At 46.5% G+C, this 18,997-nt stretch carries 19 protein-coding genes; 9 read left to right on the top strand and 10 right to left on the bottom strand.

All coding sequences use genetic code 11. The annotated features are described in order from the left end of the window. Positions 1-128: 128 nt before the first annotated feature. Positions 129-395: a hypothetical protein gene (locus tag QT984_RS14850; protein ID WP_333233718.1), complete on the bottom strand. Its 267-nt coding sequence runs from the start codon at positions 393-395 to the stop codon at positions 129-131. Between the two features lie 162 nt (positions 396-557). Here QT984_RS14850 and QT984_RS14845 point away from each other — a divergent pair, with 162 nt between their 5' ends. Both QT984_RS14845 and QT984_RS14840 read left to right on the top strand, forming a co-directional pair. Continuing rightward, positions 558-1,217 carry a class I SAM-dependent methyltransferase gene (locus QT984_RS14845; RefSeq protein ID WP_333240732.1) on the top strand — a complete coding sequence of 220 codons (660 nt, stop codon included), beginning with the start codon at positions 558-560 and terminating at the stop codon, positions 1,215-1,217. Positions 1,218-1,306: 89 nt separating this feature from the next. Then, on the top strand, positions 1,307-2,812 hold the full coding sequence (locus QT984_RS14840; RefSeq protein ID WP_333051415.1) for a cryptochrome/photolyase family protein: 1,506 nt from the start codon (positions 1,307-1,309) through the stop codon (positions 2,810-2,812). A 138-nt stretch (positions 2,813-2,950) separates the two neighbouring features. Here QT984_RS14840 and QT984_RS14835 read toward each other — a convergent pair whose 3' ends face one another. Next, positions 2,951-3,151 carry a hypothetical protein gene (locus QT984_RS14835; protein WP_333272537.1) on the bottom strand — a complete coding sequence of 67 codons (201 nt, stop codon included), beginning with the start codon at positions 3,149-3,151 and terminating at the stop codon, positions 2,951-2,953. Between the two features lie 225 nt (positions 3,152-3,376). Between QT984_RS14835 and QT984_RS14830 the strand changes: the two genes are divergently transcribed. Further along, positions 3,377-3,634: a DUF2811 domain-containing protein gene (locus tag QT984_RS14830; protein ID WP_050813024.1), complete on the top strand. Its 258-nt coding sequence runs from the start codon at positions 3,377-3,379 to the stop codon at positions 3,632-3,634. 399 nt (positions 3,635-4,033) lie between these two features. Here QT984_RS14830 and groL read toward each other — a convergent pair whose 3' ends face one another. Together groL and QT984_RS14820 are read right to left on the bottom strand one after the other, a co-directional pair. After that, the gene (gene groL / locus QT984_RS14825; protein ID WP_333051419.1) at positions 4,034-5,725 is read right to left on the bottom strand and encodes a chaperonin GroEL; all 1,692 of its coding nucleotides are present in this window, start codon (positions 5,723-5,725) and stop codon (positions 4,034-4,036) included. 30 nt (positions 5,726-5,755) lie between these two features. Continuing rightward, positions 5,756-5,914 carry a hypothetical protein gene (locus tag QT984_RS14820; protein WP_333241003.1) on the bottom strand — a complete coding sequence of 53 codons (159 nt, stop codon included), beginning with the start codon at positions 5,912-5,914 and terminating at the stop codon, positions 5,756-5,758. A 460-nt stretch (positions 5,915-6,374) separates the two neighbouring features. Here QT984_RS14820 and QT984_RS14815 point away from each other — a divergent pair, with 460 nt between their 5' ends. Beyond that, entirely contained in the window at positions 6,375-8,123 is a 1,749-nt protein-coding gene (locus QT984_RS14815; protein WP_333232791.1) for an ABC transporter ATP-binding protein, read from the top strand. Between the two features lie 367 nt (positions 8,124-8,490). Here the strand turns inward: QT984_RS14815 and QT984_RS14810 are convergent, their stop codons facing one another. Then, positions 8,491-9,606 carry a fatty acid desaturase gene (locus tag QT984_RS14810; protein ID WP_333051424.1) on the bottom strand — a complete coding sequence of 372 codons (1,116 nt, stop codon included), beginning with the start codon at positions 9,604-9,606 and terminating at the stop codon, positions 8,491-8,493. A 264-nt stretch (positions 9,607-9,870) separates the two neighbouring features. On the opposite strand from QT984_RS14810, the gene QT984_RS14805 reads away from it, so the two are divergent. Next, a complete protein-coding gene (locus QT984_RS14805) occupies positions 9,871-10,014 on the top strand; it encodes a hypothetical protein (RefSeq protein ID WP_333374300.1) in 144 nt (47 codons plus the stop codon). Between the two features lie 143 nt (positions 10,015-10,157). Continuing rightward, positions 10,158-10,625 carry a hypothetical protein gene (locus QT984_RS14800; RefSeq protein WP_333051426.1) on the top strand — a complete coding sequence of 156 codons (468 nt, stop codon included), beginning with the start codon at positions 10,158-10,160 and terminating at the stop codon, positions 10,623-10,625. A gap of 135 nt (positions 10,626-10,760) precedes the next feature. Here QT984_RS14800 and QT984_RS14795 read toward each other — a convergent pair whose 3' ends face one another. From QT984_RS14795 to QT984_RS14785, 3 genes are all read right to left on the bottom strand, one after another. Further along, complete coding sequence (locus QT984_RS14795; RefSeq protein WP_333210962.1) at positions 10,761-10,964, bottom strand: hypothetical protein; 204 nt, start codon at positions 10,962-10,964, stop codon at positions 10,761-10,763. A 125-nt stretch (positions 10,965-11,089) separates the two neighbouring features. Beyond that, a complete protein-coding gene (gene thiO / locus QT984_RS14790) occupies positions 11,090-12,187 on the bottom strand; it encodes a glycine oxidase ThiO (RefSeq protein ID WP_333210964.1) in 1,098 nt (365 codons plus the stop codon). 300 nt (positions 12,188-12,487) lie between these two features. Then, positions 12,488-12,826, bottom strand: coding sequence for a 2Fe-2S iron-sulfur cluster-binding protein (locus QT984_RS14785; RefSeq protein WP_333051432.1), 339 nt, complete (start codon positions 12,824-12,826; stop codon positions 12,488-12,490). Between the two features lie 75 nt (positions 12,827-12,901). Here QT984_RS14785 and cimA point away from each other — a divergent pair, with 75 nt between their 5' ends. After that, positions 12,902-14,686: a citramalate synthase gene (gene cimA / locus QT984_RS14780; RefSeq protein WP_445243117.1), complete on the top strand. Its 1,785-nt coding sequence runs from the start codon at positions 12,902-12,904 to the stop codon at positions 14,684-14,686. Positions 14,687-14,750: 64 nt separating this feature from the next. Continuing rightward, positions 14,751-14,909 (top strand): hypothetical protein, encoded by a 159-nt coding sequence (locus QT984_RS14775; RefSeq protein WP_333051433.1) that lies wholly within the window; start codon positions 14,751-14,753, stop codon positions 14,907-14,909. A 97-nt stretch (positions 14,910-15,006) separates the two neighbouring features. Here the strand turns inward: QT984_RS14775 and QT984_RS14770 are convergent, their stop codons facing one another. Together QT984_RS14770 and QT984_RS14765 are read right to left on the bottom strand one after the other, a co-directional pair. Then, positions 15,007-15,975, bottom strand: coding sequence for an SPFH domain-containing protein (locus QT984_RS14770; protein WP_333374298.1), 969 nt, complete (start codon positions 15,973-15,975; stop codon positions 15,007-15,009). Between the two features lie 103 nt (positions 15,976-16,078). Beyond that, a complete protein-coding gene (locus tag QT984_RS14765; protein ID WP_333051437.1) occupies positions 16,079-16,510 on the bottom strand; it encodes an NfeD family protein in 432 nt (143 codons plus the stop codon). Positions 16,511-16,844: 334 nt separating this feature from the next. On the opposite strand from QT984_RS14765, the gene QT984_RS14760 reads away from it, so the two are divergent. Continuing rightward, positions 16,845-18,997: protein phosphatase 2C domain-containing protein (locus QT984_RS14760; RefSeq protein WP_333374296.1), on the top strand; the 2,153-nt coding region annotated here is incomplete at its 3' end.

Below are 18,997 nucleotides of genomic sequence, written 5' to 3'. Positions count from 1 at the left end.
AGCTTCCGAACAACATTTAAACACAATTATAGAAGCCACTGTAATAATCTCGATTCTAAGTGTGTGGGGCCAAAGATGCTCAGCAATTTGTTTCGCAAATGCCTGTGATTTCGGTCACACTTCCCTTCTCAATTCTCGGAACGACTGGCATCCAATCGCCCAGGTGCCATTTTTTCAGGCTGCAAAAAGCGTCGGGTGGACATACCGCCGTTGCTTGAAGCTAGAATCGCATAGATGCACTCGCCCCCAATTAACAGGCAAAAAGTTCGGTTTCCGGCTAGTGTACAGAGATCATTCTTGTTCGATCGGACTTTTTCTTTCCCAATGCCTTCGAGAGGTTGGCCAGAGATGGGCGATGTGAGATTTGGCACCCTGTCAAAGATTTGTTTTGCCATCCGATTGATTCAGTGAAAATAATTCACCTGTCAAACAAAAAGAATGAGACGATCGAGCTGCCGATCGACTCTGACAACCGTAATGTGGGGAACCTTGGCCCAAACAGTGGACCCACGCTCGGTAAATTCGCGGTCTCGGCAATAATCTCCATAGCTTAATCGATGAAAAAAAACTTTACCAATTATACGTATTATTACACAAACAACCGTCCGAGATATCATCACGCATATTTGATATCTCCCCTTTTAGAAATGCTGGCGACACTTCAGCATACCAGCAAGACAAAACTCCGAGTTTTGGATCTCGGCTGCGGCAATGGCAGCCTCAGTCACGTTATCGCAGAGCACGGCTGCGAAGTTGTCGGCGTTGACACTTCAGCGGCCGGAATTGCCATCTCCCGTCAAAGTTTCCCCGATTGTCAGTTTATCCAAGCAGATATTTACGACCTCCCAGATATCGATATTCTGAACTCATTTGATGTTGTCTTAGCTATTGAAGTAATCGAACACTTGCTTTATCCTAAAGAACTAGCAAAAACTGCAAAAAGATGCCTCAATCCGGGAGGAAGACTAATTATTTCCACACCCTATCACGGCTATTTAAAAAATCTGGCTTTAGCGGTTTCTGGCAAACTAGATCAACATTTTACCGTGCTTTGGGATAACGGTCACATTAAATTTTTTTCAGTAGATACGCTGACCAAGTTATTAACATCTGAAGGATACACGGACATAAAATTTAAATTTGCTGGTCGGTGTCCCTATCTTTGGAAATCAATGTTATGCTCTAGTAAGTTTTCAGGTTGTCCTGAAAACTTATGAGTTGTGAGTTGTCAATAAATTAAGTTTCTTGACTAGACCACCAGGCATCATAAAAAGTAAAAAATAAGTTTCACTAAAAAACAAGTAAAATGACTGTTGGCGTTTGGATATTAGGCGATCAACTGTGGGAGAACCAAGCTGCTCTCAACCGCACAGATGATAAACCCTCCCTACCTATAATTTTAATTGAATCTTGGCAGCACGTTCAACAGCGGCGCTACCACCAACAAAAATTAGTATTAATTTGGTCGGCCATGCGGCACTTCGCTAAAGAATTGCGCGGCAGTGGATGGCAAGTTACTTACACAAAATCGGAGGACTTTGAAGCACCTCTCAAAGCTTGGATACAAGCTCACAACATCACCGAAGTGCGGGTAATGGCTCCGAACGATCGACCTTTTTTACAGCTCGTTCAAAACTTGCAACTCCCCTGTCCAATAACCATAATTCCCAACAATCAATTCCTCTGGACACAAACAGAATTCAAAGATTGGGCTTCAAGCCGCAAACGTTTGTTAATGGAAGACTTCTATCGAGCCAGCCGCCAGCGTTTTCAAGTTTTAATGGATAGCAGCAATAAACCTGTGGGAGGGAAGTGGAATTTTGACAAAGAAAATCGTCAGCCACCCAAAGGAAAACTGGATACACCGAAACCTCTCTGGTTTGAACCGGACGCCATAACTCAAGAAGTTATCGCACAAGTTAAATCTCTATCTTTCCCAACTTACGGAAACATTGAACCTTTTCGCTGGGCGGTTACACGAGAGCAAGCACTGCAAGTATTAGATAATTTCATCCAACAGTGTCTCCCCGCTTTTGGCCCTTATCAAGACGCGATGGTAACGGGGGAGGAAACAATGTGGCATTCCCTAATTTCTCCGTATCTCAATATTGGATTACTTCATCCTTTAGAAGTTATTCAAGCCGCCGAAACAGCCTACCTCGAAAAAAACTTAAATTTAAACGGCGTCGAAGGTTTTATCCGCCAAATTCTGGGCTGGCGAGAATACATTCGCGGTGTGTATTTTTACGTGGATGCTGATTATTTTGAAAAGAATTGGTTCAACCACACTCAGCCGCTGCCGGAGTTTTTTTGGGACGCTAGTAAAACAGATATGAACTGTTTGCGCCAAGTTTTAACTCAAGTCGAAGGCAGCGGTTACGCGCACCATATCCAGCGGTTGATGATTTTGAGCAATTTTGGTCTAATTGCGGGAATCTCGCCCCAGGAGCTAGAAAAATGGTTCCACAGTGCGTTTGTGGATGCCTACGACTGGGTAATGCAGACTAATGTGCTGGGCATGGGTTTGTTTGCTGACGGCGGTGTGTTGGCCTCGAAGCCCTATGCTGCTTCTGCCAATTACATCAATAAAATGAGCGATTATTGTCGGGGGTGCAAATTCGATCGCACTGTGCGATCGGGCGAAAACGCCTGTCCCTTCAACTTCTTCTACTGGGATTTCCTAGCGCGCCACCGGGACAAACTTCAGTCGATCGGTCGCATGAGCTTTATCTTAGCCAATCTCGACAAAATGCCGCCGGCAGAATTGGCAACCATCCGCCAAAAAGCAGCAGAGTGGCACTTAGTCAGTTGACTGTTGTCAGTTGTCAGTTGTCAGTTGTCAGTGGTTAATCCTTTGCAGTGGCTAATAACAAATAACCAATAACATTAATCAACAGTCAACAGTCAACAGTCAACAGTCAACAATGCCCCATGCCCCATGCCCCATGCCTCATGCCCCATGCCCTTTGCAATTCTTATTTTTTCCCTGACTTTTCCCTAAACATTCCACAGCGTTTCCACAGGCAAGTCTGAGGTTTTCCACAGATCCGACAAAGTTTTCCACAGAAATTAACGGCACGGTAGCATCTTGCTGCGGAATTGGGGATTTCCTTAACTTGCTGGCTAATTCCTCATAAACCCCCCAACACATAAAGATATGTAACAAAAAAATCCCTGAAAAGCTGATTATTTGGTAAACCTTTTTTTTATCTAAAGGACTTTGTAATATTTCGCAACATTGACAAACCCACCCCCCCATAGCGCACAATGATGCGACCGACCTAAAAAAAAGCGCTCTGATTTCGGCTGTGCCTGCACCTGTATCCGGCCGAAGGGGGGTTCTGTTTTCAATTTATTAGCGAGACTAAACAAAATGATCAACCCAACAGTCAGTATTTTTGCTGAAATTCCCGAAACGCTGCACGATTCTCTCAAAACTTACCTGGAAACCCATCCTGAATGGGATCTAGACCGAGTATTTTGCGCCGCCCTGTCGCTGTTTTTGTTGCAGAATGCCGATAGCGGTACGCCTGAAGCTTCGCGCAGTTATCGCCAAGCTGCGAGAGTTTATCTCGAAACTCTGTTTCAATCTCCTCAAGACTTGCACAGCAACAATGTAACTCCGTCCTCTTAAAGGATCAGGGGAGAGGGGGAGACGCGGTTTCTGGGAAGGATGTAACTTGACCGAGAGGGCCCGCACTGCATAGGTGGCAACTTCAGCTTAAAATCCCTGAGAACTATCGCTTATAGCTTAATGCCGAGCCCCATTGCATCTCCCTTAAGAAGCAGGGCTGTTTCATTCTCATGAAAATCAGGCTTTTGTAGGGGTAGTGCCCGTGCCGACCCCCTCCACGGACGAGGGAATCGGTGTTTCAAATATTGGGGCAACCACGGGGGATTGCCCCTACAAGAGAATGAAAAATCCCCCCGGACTATCAGGATGCCGGGGGGATAAGCTGCCTTAATCGTCAAACAGTAGACGGGTAGTACATAAGACGCGCTTGTTTACACGCATGGTGCTTATGGCTGAAGACTACATCATGCCCATGCCGCCCATGCCGCCCATGCCGCCCATGCCGCCCATGCCGCCCATGCCGCCCATGCCGCCCATGCCGCCCATGTCGCCCATGTCGCCACCGGCTTTTTTCTTCTCGGGTTTTTCGACAATCACAGCTTCAGTGGTCAACACCATGCCAGCAATGGAACCGGCATTTTGCAAAGCCGATCGCACTACCTTAGCCGGGTCAATAATCCCGGCGGCAATCATATCTTCGTACACGTCGGTGAGAGCGTTGTAGCCAACGTTGAACTCGCTCGCCCGCACTCGTTCGATGACGATCGAACCTTCAACGCCGGCATTATCAGCGATTTGACGCAAAGGTGATTCCAAAGCTTTCTTCACCAAGTCAGCGCCTACTTGTTCTTCGGTGTCTAAAGTATTTCTGATCGCATCTATTTTTGTAATCAGGTGAATTAGGGTCGTGCCACCTCCGGCAACGATACCTTCTTCCACAGCAGCTTTAGTAGCGTTCAGAGCGTCTTCAATACGCAGTTTACGGTCTTTGAGCTCGGTTTCGGTAGCTGCGCCGACTTTAATTACAGCGATGCCGCCGGCGAGTTTGGCGATGCGTTCGGTTAGCTTTTCCTTGTCGTAGTCGGAATCCGTCGCTTCTAGCTGTTTGCGGATTTGCTCGATCCGTTTTAGCACGTCAGCTTTGTGTTCGTCGCCAGCAACAATGATGGTGTTTTCTTTGTCGATCGTAATTTTGCGGGCGGTACCGAGCATTTCTAGGGTTGCGGTATCGATGCTGAGTCCGACTTCTTCAGAAATCAGTTGACCGCCGGTGAGTACGGCGATATCTTGAAGCATAGCTTTGCGTCGATCGCCAAAACCAGGAGATTTGGTTGCTGCGATGTTCAATACGCCGCGGGCTTTGTTGACTACCAGAGTTGCCAAAGCTTCGCCTTCAATATCTTCGGCGATAATTAGCAGCGGTTGACCTGTGCGGGCGATTTTTTCGAGAACTGGAATTAGTTCTTGAATTGAGCTAATTTTTTTGTCGGTAATCAGGATGCGAGCGTTTTCGTACTCAACTTCCATGCGATCGGTGTTAGTGACGAAATACGGAGAAAGATATCCGCGATCGTACTGCATCCCTTCGACCACTTCCAATTCCGTTGTCAGAGATTTCGACTCTTCTACAGTAATTACGCCGTCTTTCGTGACTTTTTCCATTGCTTGGGCAATCATGGCGCCGACTTCTTCGTCGTTACCGGCGGAGACAGTGGCGACCTGAGCAATGGCGCTTCCTTCGACGGGTTTGGCCAATTTCTCGATTTCCAGCACCAAGTGGGCGATCGTTTTTTCAATACCCCGGCGCAGCGCGACTGGGTTTGCGCCTGCTGCGACATTCTTCAAACCTTCGCGAATGAGGGATTGAGCGATAACCGTTGCGGTTGTTGTGCCGTCGCCTGCGATATCTTTAGTTTTGGAGGCGACTTCTTGAATTAAGCGAGCGCCAGCATTTTCCAGGGGGTCTTCGAGCTCGATATCCCTAGCAACGGTGATACCGTCGTTAACGATTTGGGGACTGCCGTATTTCTTTTCCAATAGGACATTCCGGCCTTTCGGGCCCAAGGTGATGCGGACAGCATCGGCGAGTTGATTGACGCCGCGTTCTAGTGCCCGGCGAGATTTGTCGCTAAATGCAACTATTTTTGTCATGTTTGTCTCCAATCGCTTACATTAGCAAATTTAGCACTCTCTGAGTCTGAGTGCTAAGTCGATCGATTTTTGATTGTAGCGCGCCTCAACCGTGTGGGGGATTGGGGGGGCGGATGGGAGATTTGGGCGATCGTTCCGGGTGGCTAAGGACAAGGCAATGCCGTGTCCCCACATATCTCGTGTCGCCACAGATATAATAATGTGGTTTGTTACATATCGATATAATCAGGTTTTGGTTCAGGCCTAAACCCAATTTTGATGGCGCGTTATCCCAAAGCAGATTTTTTATTAAAAATTTCTTAACTTGTGTTTTCGGTCATCTACCTTTCGATAGAGCTTCTATTATTTTTTCAGATTTCTACCTTCTATGGATCGTCAATTAAATAATTTCCCTTTTTTCTTGTGGGATGGGCGTCCCGCCCGTCCCCAATAGACGGGCGGGACGCCCATCCCACAACAGTCATGAAAAGTGGATTTTATTTAATTCTCATCCCTATAGCAACCGCCAAGACTATTAGCACGTTCTTAATTGCTGAAAACCTTGGGGAAGACTCCTTCTTCCTTCAGCATCCATCCGTTACATCCCGTACATTGCTCGTTGCCGAACCTTCTTCCTTTCCTCAATCAATCTCAAATTACGCACTAACAAATGGCTCGTTATTCTCGACTGCAAAAACTCGGCTCTTATATGCGCCCGCACTGGAAACCAACCTTCTGGGGCGTTTTTTCACTATTAGTTGTCAATGCTGTGGGCGTTTACATCCCCCTGCTGATTCGGAATTCAGTTGACACTCTGCAAGTGGCGACTAAATTTGACGAAGTTTTCAATTTCGTGGCACTAATTCTGATTCTCGCCTCAATCATGTGGGTGATTCGGATGGCGTCGCGGATTTTGCTGTTTGGCGTCGGGCGTCAAGTCGAATTTGACCTCAAACAGCAAATATTTAATCATTTATTAACATTAGAACCGTCTTATTTTGCAGCCAATACGGTAGGGGATTTAATTAACCGGGCTACTTCCGATTTAGACAATATTCGGCGCTTGGTGGGGTTTGCGGTGCTGAGTTTGGCGAATACGGCATTTGCCTATGCTTTGACTTTGCCGGTGATGCTGGGGATTAATGTAAGGCTGACACTGTTTGCGATCGCAGTTTATCCTTTAATGCTGGTTTTGGTACAGTTATTTAGCGACAAACTTCGCATCCAACAGTTAGCCGTGCAAGAGGAATTGTCGGCGATGAGCGATTTAATTCAGGAAGATATGAGCGGGATGTCCGTAATTAAAATCTACGCTCAAGAAGAAAACGAACGCCGAGCTTTTCGCAATTCCAATGCGAAGTTGCTATCAGCAAATTTGGAATTAGCAAAAACTAGAAACTTTATTTTTCCGCTGCTGGGCGGTTTGGCAAGCATTAGTTTGTTGGTGCTGCTTTCTGCTGGTGGCGGGGCAATTGCTAATGGTCAAATTAGCATTGGCGATTTTGTAGCGTTGCTGATTTATGTCGAGCGTTTGGTGTTTCCGACGGCGCTGTTGGGTTTCACAATTACTGCTTACCAGCGGGGAGAAGTGAGTGTCGATCGCATCGAATCAATTCTGACGGTGGAACCGCAAATTAAGGATGCTCTCGATGCAGTTGAACTTGCAACTCCAGTCAAAGGCGAAATTGCGGCTCGCCATCTAAATTATACTTATCCGGGCGCTAAGACACCCGCGCTTAAAGATGTTGATTTTACCATAAAACCGGGAGAAACTGTCGCAATTGTTGGGGCGATCGGCTCAGGAAAATCAACTTTAGCTAATGCGCTGCCACGCTTGCTAGATATCGATCCGGGCGAGTTATTTGTAGACGGACAGGATATTACCAAGGTAAAATTGACCGAATTGCGCGGGGCGATCGCCTACGTTCCGCAAGAAAGTTTTCTGTTCGGCACTACCATCAAGAATAACATCCGCTACGGAAACCCTTTAGCGGAACAGCCGGAGATTGAAGCGGCGGCCAAACAAGCACAAATTCACGCCGAAATCCTCAACTTTCCGCAGCAGTACAAAACAGTTGTCGGCGAGCGCGGCATTACTTTATCCGGTGGACAGCGGCAGCGGACAGCACTTGCTCGCGCTTTGTTAGTTGACGCCCCGGTGTTAATTTTGGATGACGCTCTTTCCAGTGTTGACAATCAAACTGCTACCGACATTTTGCGAAACTTGGCAACGGGAACCGATCGCAAAACAGTAATTTTTATCTCGCATCAAATGTCGGCGGCGGCTAGTGCCGATCGCATTTTTGTGATGGAGCAAGGAGAAATAGTTCAGAGTGGCACTCACCTTGAATTGGTAGGGCAAACAGGGCTTTATCAGTATTTGTGGAACCAGCAAAAATTAGAGGAATTGCTGCATTGACAAGTGACAGATACTTTGAGTGATCTAGAGTTAGACCCTAGATAAATAGGCAGGTGCAAATAAACTGGTCACGAGGAGGGCGGGTTTTGTCAGAATAAACTGGCTGCTAGCATAGCTCCCGGCTAAACCCGCCAGACCCATCTAATGTTTATTTGTAACCACCTACTTAACTATAGCAATCCTAAATCATTTGTGAATTTCTTACTCCCTCCCCTTAGTAAGGGGAGGGTGGGGGTGGGGTCAAAAATTTACGACTCCTGCGAGGATGGCTATAGGAAAGTTACTGTTAAAATTTCTCCCACTCGCTGCATCCCTAATCATAGGATTTTGGGGAGCAAGAATCCACCAAATTTATTGCCCCCCGATTTTAATTAGCTACATTACTGAAGGGAATTTCTTCTTGTTGCTGAAATAATTTAATCGATTGCAGACTATCTGAAGCAGCATCCCAAAGAATGAATTGGAAGCAGTCAGGAATATCGCGGATTGTCAGTGATTTTGAATTAGCAAGCAGGTGAATATTAGCATTGTGACAAGCCCGAAGATTATAGTTAGGTATTCGCTCAGAGAGATGATGAATATTGTGGTAAGCAATATCAGCAGAAAACCAATTGAGAATAGTCGGTAATTTTAGGTAACTACTGCCTTCAATTGCGCCAAGAATATAGTCCCAACCTTCGGCTTTATGAGCGTAGGAACCCTCAAAATTATGCTGAACAAAGAAAATACAGATAAATATTGCCGCCGAACAGGTCATGACAATTGAGTAAACACTCCAGAAAAAGCCAAACCCCAGTAAGTTGCTCAGATAAATCCAGCTACCAACAACACAAATATTGTTGAACAGTAAATCCCAAAATTCAGCCGTCGTATACCAATGTTTGGATTTATAAGAAGCAATGATTCCCGATAAACCTATGCCAAAATCTTGATTTAGACAAGCAAAAATATGTCGGATAAAACCCGTAGTTCCCAATATCAGTGCGAGTCTTGGTTTAATAATTAGATAGAAAAAACCACCGGGAAACAGCATCAATGGGTGTCGGAGTAACTGATACATCTTTTTACTAAATGGACTTAGCGCCGCAAATTTTTCGGTGGATATCAACGCCGAAGGGCCGCGGTACATATCCCAATTACCATTATGTTTGTGGTGATAAGCGTGCCCCCTCGACCAGGGGTACTGAGGAATCGCATTGATGATACCTAGCAGGAAACCCATAATGCGATTGACTTTTTTGGAACTAAAAAGAGAATAGTGTCCGCAATCGTGCATCAAAGAGAAACAACGTCCTGAAAAAAGTGTCATCAACACCATTATCGGCGGAAGAAGGAATACAGAAATGGCAGCAGCTTTAAATGCTAAAAACCATAAGCATATATAAGGAACCACTGTATTGAGTATTTGGCAACTAGCTTTCAAGTTGTTGCTCTTCATATAAGGAGCTAGCACAAAATCCGACTTTTTGATCGCGCTTTTCATTCAGTATGTTTATGGTGTGTGGATAAGTGCTTCGCTTAGCATCACAGTTGCGGGACAGCGGCGGATTTACCCCGGACTTTCCCCGTTTCTTCCCAAAGTTTTGTTGGAACCGATTTTTGCACATTTATGAGGTTATCACAACTCTGCTTTGTTTACAGAAAAAACTGTGAAGCCTGTCAACAGCCGAACAAATCGCTGCACCGGAAGGCATTAATATGATTGGTTGGTTGCAGGCTATTCAGTAATTTATGCCACTATTTTTGCTTGCATCGTCTGTGGCACACTTTATTGTACCGGGTTGTAGCCCAACTCGATCGCACGCTCAAAAGTTGGGCTACTGGCGAAAACTTTTTATGGGCGGGCGATAGGGGCGATCGACAAACCGCCCGCCCCGGAAACCAAAGCTGACACAACATCCAGAAGCGCAGAGGATTTTGGATCAACTCCTTGAGACGAGAATTTGAAGGACGATCGCAATTGGCTGCGTTTTTTGTGCTCGGAGATAGCTCGGATTTGCTACAATCTAATCGCACACGCGATTAGAAGGGATTATGACCGAACTATTAGATGAGGCGCTTTCTATTGAAATGGCGACTCGCATCAAAAGCAACCGTAAAAACTGCTTTGACAACGCCTGTAAAGCAGCGTTAGCCACCGAGGGCGCAATTTATGTTCAAGGCTTTTTAGCTGTGCCCGGAGTGCCATATAAACCCATCGAGTATAGCTGGATTGAACTCGACGAGCGAATTGTTGACCCAACATTTCCCCATCTCGGTTTCATCGCTCAAGACATTCATTACTTCCCAGTCCAGCGCTTCAGCGTCAAGAAACTCAAAGCAATCCTAGAAGAATCAAAAGAAGATTATCCTGAAGACGACCCGCTGCCGATTTATGGCAATCAACCTTATGAATATTACGGCGATTTGATGTTAGGCGGTAGCGATTACCAAAATGCTTACGATTTGGCTGCCGCTAAATGCAGGGAATTAAACCAACCCAAAAAACAGGATGCAAACTAATTGAGGACTTACAAAAAAATGGTTAGGCGCGCTACTTACAGCGGTACTTTAGCCACTGTTGTGTCGATTAATATACTTCATGATGACTTCCCAAATCTACAAACACGGCTTTTCCGTCTTCTGTAAAGTAGAAAATTACTCTTTCGTCACTCGGAGTTCATTGATGTTAGCGAAAAATTTCAGTTCACCTTTTTGTTGTTCAATCTGCGCTGACTTAAAGTTTTGATACATCTCTTCGCGACGTTCTTCCCGGAGATATTGCTTCAACAACAGTTGAAGCTCTTGCTTTTCGTCAGTAGAAAGATTCTTGATCGTCTCGACCACATCACTGAAAGTCATAACTTACAAAACCCTATTGTGCTGATTAGATTATAGCAAAAAATATCCTTTTGGTTGACTTTCGTTTCTCGTTATGCGGCTCTGCCTCGTCTTAAAAAAAGCAACAAATCTCACTATTTACCATTTTAAACCTTCCAAGATTCAGGAAATCTCGAATAATGAAAAGCAGCCAATAACGGATCTGATTTCTGATTCCCAATCAAATCAGCCAACAATTTAGCCGTCACCGGAGCCAATAAAATGCCGTTGCGGTAATGCCCCGTAGCCCATGTCAAATTCTCCCAAGCACTAGCACCCAAAATCGGCAATTCATCGGTCGTAGTCGGCCGAAATCCCCACCAAAACTCCAAAATCGGATAATTTTGTAATTCGGGATATAACTTAATCGCTCCTGCTAGCAAACTTTGGATTCCCGCAGGCGTATTTCCCGGCGTGAAATCCACATTTTCGCTAGTTGCGCCAATAATAATTCTGCCATCTTGACGTGGCACAATATAAATTCCCGTCCCGAATAGAACGGTTTGCAGGGGCTGGATAACTCCACAATCTTCTGGTACACATACTGACAGCATTTGTCCCTTTCTTGGAAAAACAGGAATATCCAATAATTTCTCAGACCAAGGGCCCGCAGCCAAAACATAACGGTCAGCTTGTAATTTTCCTGCCGTTGTTTCCACTCCAAAAACTCGGTTTTTCTGCCGAATGATTTCCTCTGCACTGCCTTGAATAATCTCAATCTGCAATTCTTTAGTTGCGGCCTGAAGCGTCCGAAATAAAGCGCGGTTGTCTACTTGAGCGTCGTCAGGATACCACCAACCGCCAATTACTTCTTGACCTAATCCAAACTGGTGCTGGCGAACAGTATCTCTGTCCAACCATTGATAATTAAGGTTGGCCAAAAGCGGCTTTTCTTGAGGCTCATTTTGACAAACTGGTGCGAGAATTCCCGATCGCCAATATCCCGTTTTCAATCCGGTAATGTCTTCTAGCTGTTCCACCCAGGCGGGATACAGTGCGCGGCTTTGCAAGCACAAATCTAGCATCGGACTGGGGGGAATTCGTTCGGCTTGCGGGGCAAGCATTCCAGCGGCAGCCCGGGTAGTCGGTTGTTTATAATCGGCGGTGAGAACCGCGACAGATGCACCTCGCAATTTCAGTTCTACTGCTAGCGAAAGGCCAATTATTCCGCCGCCAATAATCAGAATATCTTTAGATGAATTCATTAACTTTTATATGGACTGTCTGAGCTTTTTGACAATCAAGCATCTAGGATACAAGCCCCCGGATTCATCCGTGGAGAAATAAAAAAAAAACGTGTATCCGAGAAACTTGCCGAACGTATTTATCTCGCGCAAGTCAATGCTTCAATCGAAAATCTAAAATCTAAAATCTAAAATCGATTGACCTCTCGGCTTTCTGGAGGGTAAGGTGCGCTAAGCACACCTTACAGTTAGAATTATTATGCAAGTCTTACAGATTATCTGGCAAGGCGATCGTCCTATCAGCCTTTCTTAACAAAAAATCTATCCTTGGGGTTTCCAGACAGTTTCAGAACCCTGACCCCAGAAACCGTCATATTTTGTCACCTTAATATCGCCTAAAACCTTGGTTTGGCAGGACAAACGGCGGTTGGAGGCGGGAGAATGGGGAGGAACCGAAAGTCGGGCTTTTTCGCGCCACTGGGGCTCGGAAACTTCGCCCTCGACGGTGACGGCGCAGGTGCCGCAAGTGCCGAGGCCGTGGCAGTTGATGACTTTGGCATTGCCGTTGTAGAGATCGATGCCGTTTTTGAGCAAAACTTCACGGAGATTGGCTCCGCGATCGCACTCAAATGTTTTTCCTTGCGCTTGTACCTTGACCACAGCAATTTACCCCAGTTAGATTTATGTTAATTTTCCTATATATTATCGCATTAAATTCAAATAAATTCATCTAATATGGTAAGTGATATATTACCAATTTCTCGATCGCAATTTCCCATGACAAATCGGCTCTGGATCTACGATACCACGCTGCGAGACGGTGCTCAGTGTGAGGGACTCTCCTTATCTCTCGAAGACAAACTGCGAATTGCTCGACAGTTAGACAGTTTAGGAATTCCCTTTATTGAAGGCGGCTGGCCGGGGGCGAATCCTAAAGACGTACAATTTTTTTGGCGACTCAAAGAACAGCCCCTAACTCAAGCAGAAGTTGTAGCTTTTTGTTCGACTAGGCGGCCGGGAACTACGGCAGCTAATGATGAAATGTTGCAGGCTATTTTGTCCGCCGGTACTCGCTGGGTGACGCTGTTTGGCAAGTCGTGGGATTTGCACGTTATTGAAAGTTTGAAGACCACGCTAGAAGAAAATCTGGCGATGATTCGAGATACAATTGAATATTTTCGGAGTCAGGGAAGGCGCGTTATTTACGATGCCGAACACTGGTTTGACGGCTACAAAGACAATCGAGATTATGCTATTAAAACTTTAGAAGTAGCCGCCGCTGCCGGTGCAGAATGGCTGGTGCTTTGCGATACTAACGGCGGTACTTTGCCTCACGAAGTCAGTCAGGTTGTTCGCGAGGTGGCAGAAATAATAGAAAGTTGGGATATTTCTGAATCGGAAATTAACCCCCCCCAACCCCCCCTTATTAAGGGGGGGATAAAGTCTCAAATTCAACCCCTTATTAAGGGGGGGATAAAGTCTCAAGTTCAACCCCTTATTAAGGGGGGGATAAAGTCTCAAGTTCAACTGGGAATTCACACTCATAACGACTCTGGAGTTGCGGTTGCTAATGCTTTGGCTGCTGTGCAAGAAGGAGTGACGATGGTACAGGGAACTATAAACGGTTACGGCGAACGCTGCGGCAATGCCGATTTATGTTCCTTAATTCCTAATTTTCAACTAAAGTTGGGTCAGAATTGCATTGAAGACGAGCAATTAGTTAGATTAACTCAAGTAAGTCGCTCGATTAGTGAAATTGTCAATCTTGCTCCCGACGATCATGCTCCTTTTGTAGGCCTTTCGGCTTTTGCTCACAAAGGCGGAATTCATGTATCGGCGGTTGAGAAAAATCCGTTAACTTACGAACATTTGGAACCGGAAAAAATTGGCAACAGGCGGCGAATTGTGATTTCGGATCAAGCGGGTTTGAGCAATGTTTTGGCGAAGGCGCGCACTTTTGGCATGGATCTCGATCGCAAAAATCCTGCTTGCCGCCAAATTTTGGAAAAATTGAAAGATTTGGAAAGCCAGGGATATCAATTTGAGGGTGCAGAAGCTTCTTTTGAATTGTTAATGCGGGAGGCTTTGGGAAAGCGCAAGCGTTTATTTGAAATCAAAGGTTTTCAAGTTCACTGCGATAAAGGTAGGGAGGAAACAGTTAATTCTTTAGCAACCGTGAAGGTGACTGTTAACGGTCAAGATATTCTGGAATGCGCGGAAGGAAACGGGCCTGTTTCGGCACTTGATGCGGCTTTGCGGAAGGCTTTGCGGAATTTTTATCCGGCAATTACTGATTTTAACTTAACCGATTATAAGGTGCGAATTCTGGACGGATGTGCGGGAACTTCTGCTAAAACTCGCGTTTTGGCTGAGTTTAGCAATGGTCAAGACCGCTGGACGACTGTGGGGGTTTCTGGTAATATTTTGGATGCTTCTTATCAGGCGGTTGTTGAGGGTTTGGAGTATGGTTTGGTGTTGGGAGATAGGGAGGCGATCGTTTTAAATGTGTCGAGTTATTAGGTTAAGGGCGAAGATAAGTTGCCTGAATATTGATGTTTAAATAGATACCAAGGGGAGCCTCTCAATGAAAGCAGCCAAGCCAAAAATTGGAGTTTTGACGCAGGAGGAAAGAGTCAGAAGGAAGGAGCCAGAAGAACAATACGCTTGGGTTAAAACTATTTATTCCGGGCGAGATCCCCCTAAATCCCCCTTAAGAAGGGGAGTAGGGGTTGACTTTGAGTAATTTCTTGTCCCCCCCTTTTTAAGGGGGGCTAGGGGGGATCGAGCTTAACTGAACCGTAGTGGCCAGAAAAAGTGTTTTTACAAATATGAGATGCTCCCTACTTGTTCACGTCATTATTATTACCTTCCCCAACGATCGATCGCATTCCTTCGAGCGTAGCGGGAATGCTGCGCGGATCCATAAACATCACCTTGCTGCTGCCACTGCTGCCAATTTTTAGACCCATATCCAGATAGTTTTGAGCTAACAAAAATTGTAAAGCTTCGCGAGCATTGGGGTCATTTTGCAGAGTTTTGCCGATTATTTGCAAGGCCTCAGAAGTAGCTTGAGCTTTCAAAACCTGACTTTGGCGTTCTGCTTGAGCTTTCAGGACGATCGCCTTTTGTTGAGCTTCTGCTTCCAAAATAGTCGCTTTTTGGCGCGCTTCTGCATCCAGAACTTGCGCTTCTGCTTTACCTTTGGCGCTGTTAACTGCTGACTCGCGTTCTCCCTCGGATGTCAGAATTGCCGCCCGCTTGCGTCGATCGGCTGCCATCTGCAATTCCATCGATTCCTGTACAGTTTTAGAAGGGACAATATCGCGCAATTCTACCCGCGTCACTTTCACTCCCCAAGGATCTGTAACCAGATCTAAATCTCTGAGCAAGATTTCATTAATTTGAGAACGAGCAGTAAAGGTTTGTTCGAGATCCAGTTGACCCATTTCGGCGCGAATTTGAGTCAGCACCATATTTACCATTGCTGACTGGAGATTTTCTACTTTGTAACAAGCTTTTTCCAAGTCTACAATGCGCCAGTAAACCACAGCATCAACGGTGATGGAAACGTTATCGCGGGTAATACAAGCTTGCGGGGGAACATCTAAGACTTTTTCCCGAATGGTTTGCTCGTACACGACGCGATCGAGAAACGGCTTGACAAAATTCAAACCGGGTTCTAGTCTCCTGCCGCTGTATTTACCTAAAGTTTCCACCAGCGCTTCATTTCCCTGATTGATAATCTTGACGGAACCTGCGAGGGCTGAGCCGCCAAGTGCTAAAAATACAAGTAAAAAAAATTGTTCCACTGTCGCCTCCTATTAAATGTTGAGTGTTGAGTTTTGACTGTTAAATGTTGACTAAAGACTGATGACTAACTACTAATTGTCTGTGATTAATTACGCATTTTGTTTAAGAATGCAATAAATTTTCTGGCAAAACTATCAGAGTAGTGCCTTTCCGTCCGACGACAATTACGTTTTGGTTGGGGGGGATAGTGGCCTTCGTGTCTTCGCAGCGAGCTTGCCAAGAATTCCCCTCATAAATGACTCGGCCGGCTTCTCCGGGGGGAATTTCTGTTAAAGTTTTGGCTTCCTGAGAATCTGCGATCGCCCTTGCCGTGCCTTTTGGTATCAACCGCCGAGACAGCAGCACAAAAACGGTCGAAAATACCATCCAGAGGAAAATTTGTAAATTAACGTAAGGTAGAACTAGAGAGCATCCAGCTACGGCGAAGGCGCTCAGTCCCATCATAAAAGCGACAAAAGCAGTCGGGAGAAATAGCTCTGCCAAACAGAGCAAAGACCCAGCTATCAGCCAAAGGAGCGTCGGAGTCAAGATCATAAAAAGAATAGGTGATACTATTTAGATCTTAGATTGGAAATTTAAGATTTAAGAAATGCAAACAACTGACTCTGCAAGGGTTTGCCACTTGCAAGCCCTCAGACCGATTTTTCGCGCAGCGGTACCAGGTTGAGGCTTCCATCGTACTCCAAGTCAGAGTTTAGTAACTTAGATTACAATTTTAGCCGGTGCAGACTGGCAGAAACTACAATTTCTAGGGGCCCAAAGGCAGTTAAGAAATTGATAGGGCCTAAAATCAGTTTATTCTCAAGCTCATGAATTTGGGCTGGCGAATCATATATCTTCAGAATCTTTTTACACAAACTATTTCGATATGATCAGCAGTTTCTCCGAACCCATTTATTGCCCGAATCTTAGCTGTCCAGATCCCCGCAATACCTTTGGCCGCCAGCACTGTGCAGCGTGCGAAACGGATTTAATTTATCGCTATGTGTGGGTGGTGGGGCCAGCAGCCGAGGAAGTGCCGGCGGGTAAGGTAATAGCCGATCGATACTTTGTCATTGCACCGCAAATCTGGCTCGACAGCCGCCCAGCTTTGCCTCCAAGCGTCCCGGAACACCTGCCGGATACGATTATGCCTTACCTGCATTTGTATCCCCAACGGCTGCATACGCCGGAAGTATACGGTTATTGTTCCCTGGGGGAAGCACCCGAAGCGACAGAGGTGCTGTTGTTGGAAAATGTGCCCATCAATAATTTCGGTCGCCTGTATCCTTCTATTTTAGAAGCTTGGTCTGGGACAACCGGCGCGCGCCAAGTTTACTGGCTGTGGCAAATGCTCCAACTGTGGGGGCCGCTATCGGAACAGGGAGTCGCTTCGAGTTTGCTGGTACCGGAAAATTTGCGGGTGGAAGGTTGGCGGGTACGCCTGCTGGAACTGCACCGGGGCAATTTTGTACCGACGCTGCGGGATTTGGGAGATGTGTGGTCAGGTTTGGTGGAATCCGCGCAACCCGAGGTGCAGTCGAAACTCGGAGAGATTTGTCAGTTTATGCGCCGCAGCAGCATGAATTTCGACGCGATCGCCCTGGAACTAAACGATTTACTATTAGAACAAGCCGCTCAATTGCCTCTACACTTAGAAGTAGTCGGCATGACTGATACCGGGCCACAGCGCTCCCAAAATGAAGACAGTTGCTATCCGGTTGCTGCTGATTTTCAATTTAGCAAAACTTCAGGGGGCGAGAAATTAATTCCTTACTTAACAATGGTTTGCGACGGGGTTGGAGGCCACGAAGGAGGAGAAGTTGCCAGTCAATTAGCCGTCCAGTCCCTGAAAGCTTTAATCCAAAATTTGCTCGCAGAAATTGCTCAACAAGAAGAGTTGATGACGCCAACAATGGTGATCAAGCAACTCGAAGAAATAGTCCGAGTTGTGAATAATGTGATTTCTGCTCAAAATAACGAGCAGGGAAAAGAGTTGCGGCAGCGGATGGGGACGACTTTGGTGATGGCCCTCCAGTTGCCTCAAAAAGTGAAAAATTCCGAGGATTTGTCCTCGAATAACAGCCACGAACTTTATTTAGTCAATGTTGGAGACAGCCGCGCTTATTGGATTGGCAAAAATTACTGTCACCGGCTGACTGTGGACGACGACGTAGCCTCAAGGGAAGTCCAGCTAGGACATTGTTTGTACTGGGAGACTCAACTGCGATCCGATGCAGGAGCCCTGACTCAAGCTTTGGGAACGCGGGATGCCGATTTCCTGCGCCCGACGATTCAGCGATTTATTGTCGAAGAGGAAGGCTTACTGCTGCTGTGTTCCGACGGTTTGAGCGACAACGACTGGGTAGAGAAATCTTGGGAGAATTACGGCCCAGAGGTGCTTGAGGGCAAAATGTCTTTGGAAGCTGCGGTTCAGTCTTGGATTCGTCTCGCCAACGAGAAAAACGGTTATGACAACACCTCCGTGGTGGCCACTCACTGTCGGATGTCGCCGGAGAGATTGGTACTGTTTGATCCGGCGGTGGCGTCAGCGCCGGCGTCAGCGCCAGTGTCAGCCTCGGTGTCGCTGCCGCCTTCCCTCGTCGCTGCGTCCCTCCAGAAGTCCGGGAGGATTCCAGAATCTCAGCTTTCAGAATCGTCCAAACAGTTGTTGTACCCCGAAACTTCCCCCGCCCCGGAACCCGTTCAAAAACAGCGATCCAAGCTGCCACTGCCCCTACTGGCGGTGTTGGGGCTGATATTAGCCGGCGGCGGTTTAGGTTTGTGGGTGCAAAGCCGCCAAAGCCCCCAGCCAGAACCCGCACAAGTTCCCCCACCGCCGGAAACTCCTGCCCCGATTCCTTCGGAGACTCCCTCGCCAGGGGCCGAGAGTCCCTCGCCGTCGCCCGAATCGACTCCTGCGGAAATTCCGCCCCCCGATAGCGAGAGTCTCTCGCCGTCGCCGGAATCGACTCCTGCGGAAATTCCGCCCCCCGATAGCGAGAGTCTCTCGCCGTCGCCGGAATCGACTCCTGCGGAAAT

Origin of the sequence: Microcoleus sp. Z1_B2 (assembly GCF_036700325.1) — a bacterium.
Lineage (GTDB): Bacteria > Cyanobacteriota > Cyanobacteriia > Cyanobacteriales > Microcoleaceae > Microcoleus.
This window is presented reverse-complemented; position numbering and strand designations above follow the sequence as displayed.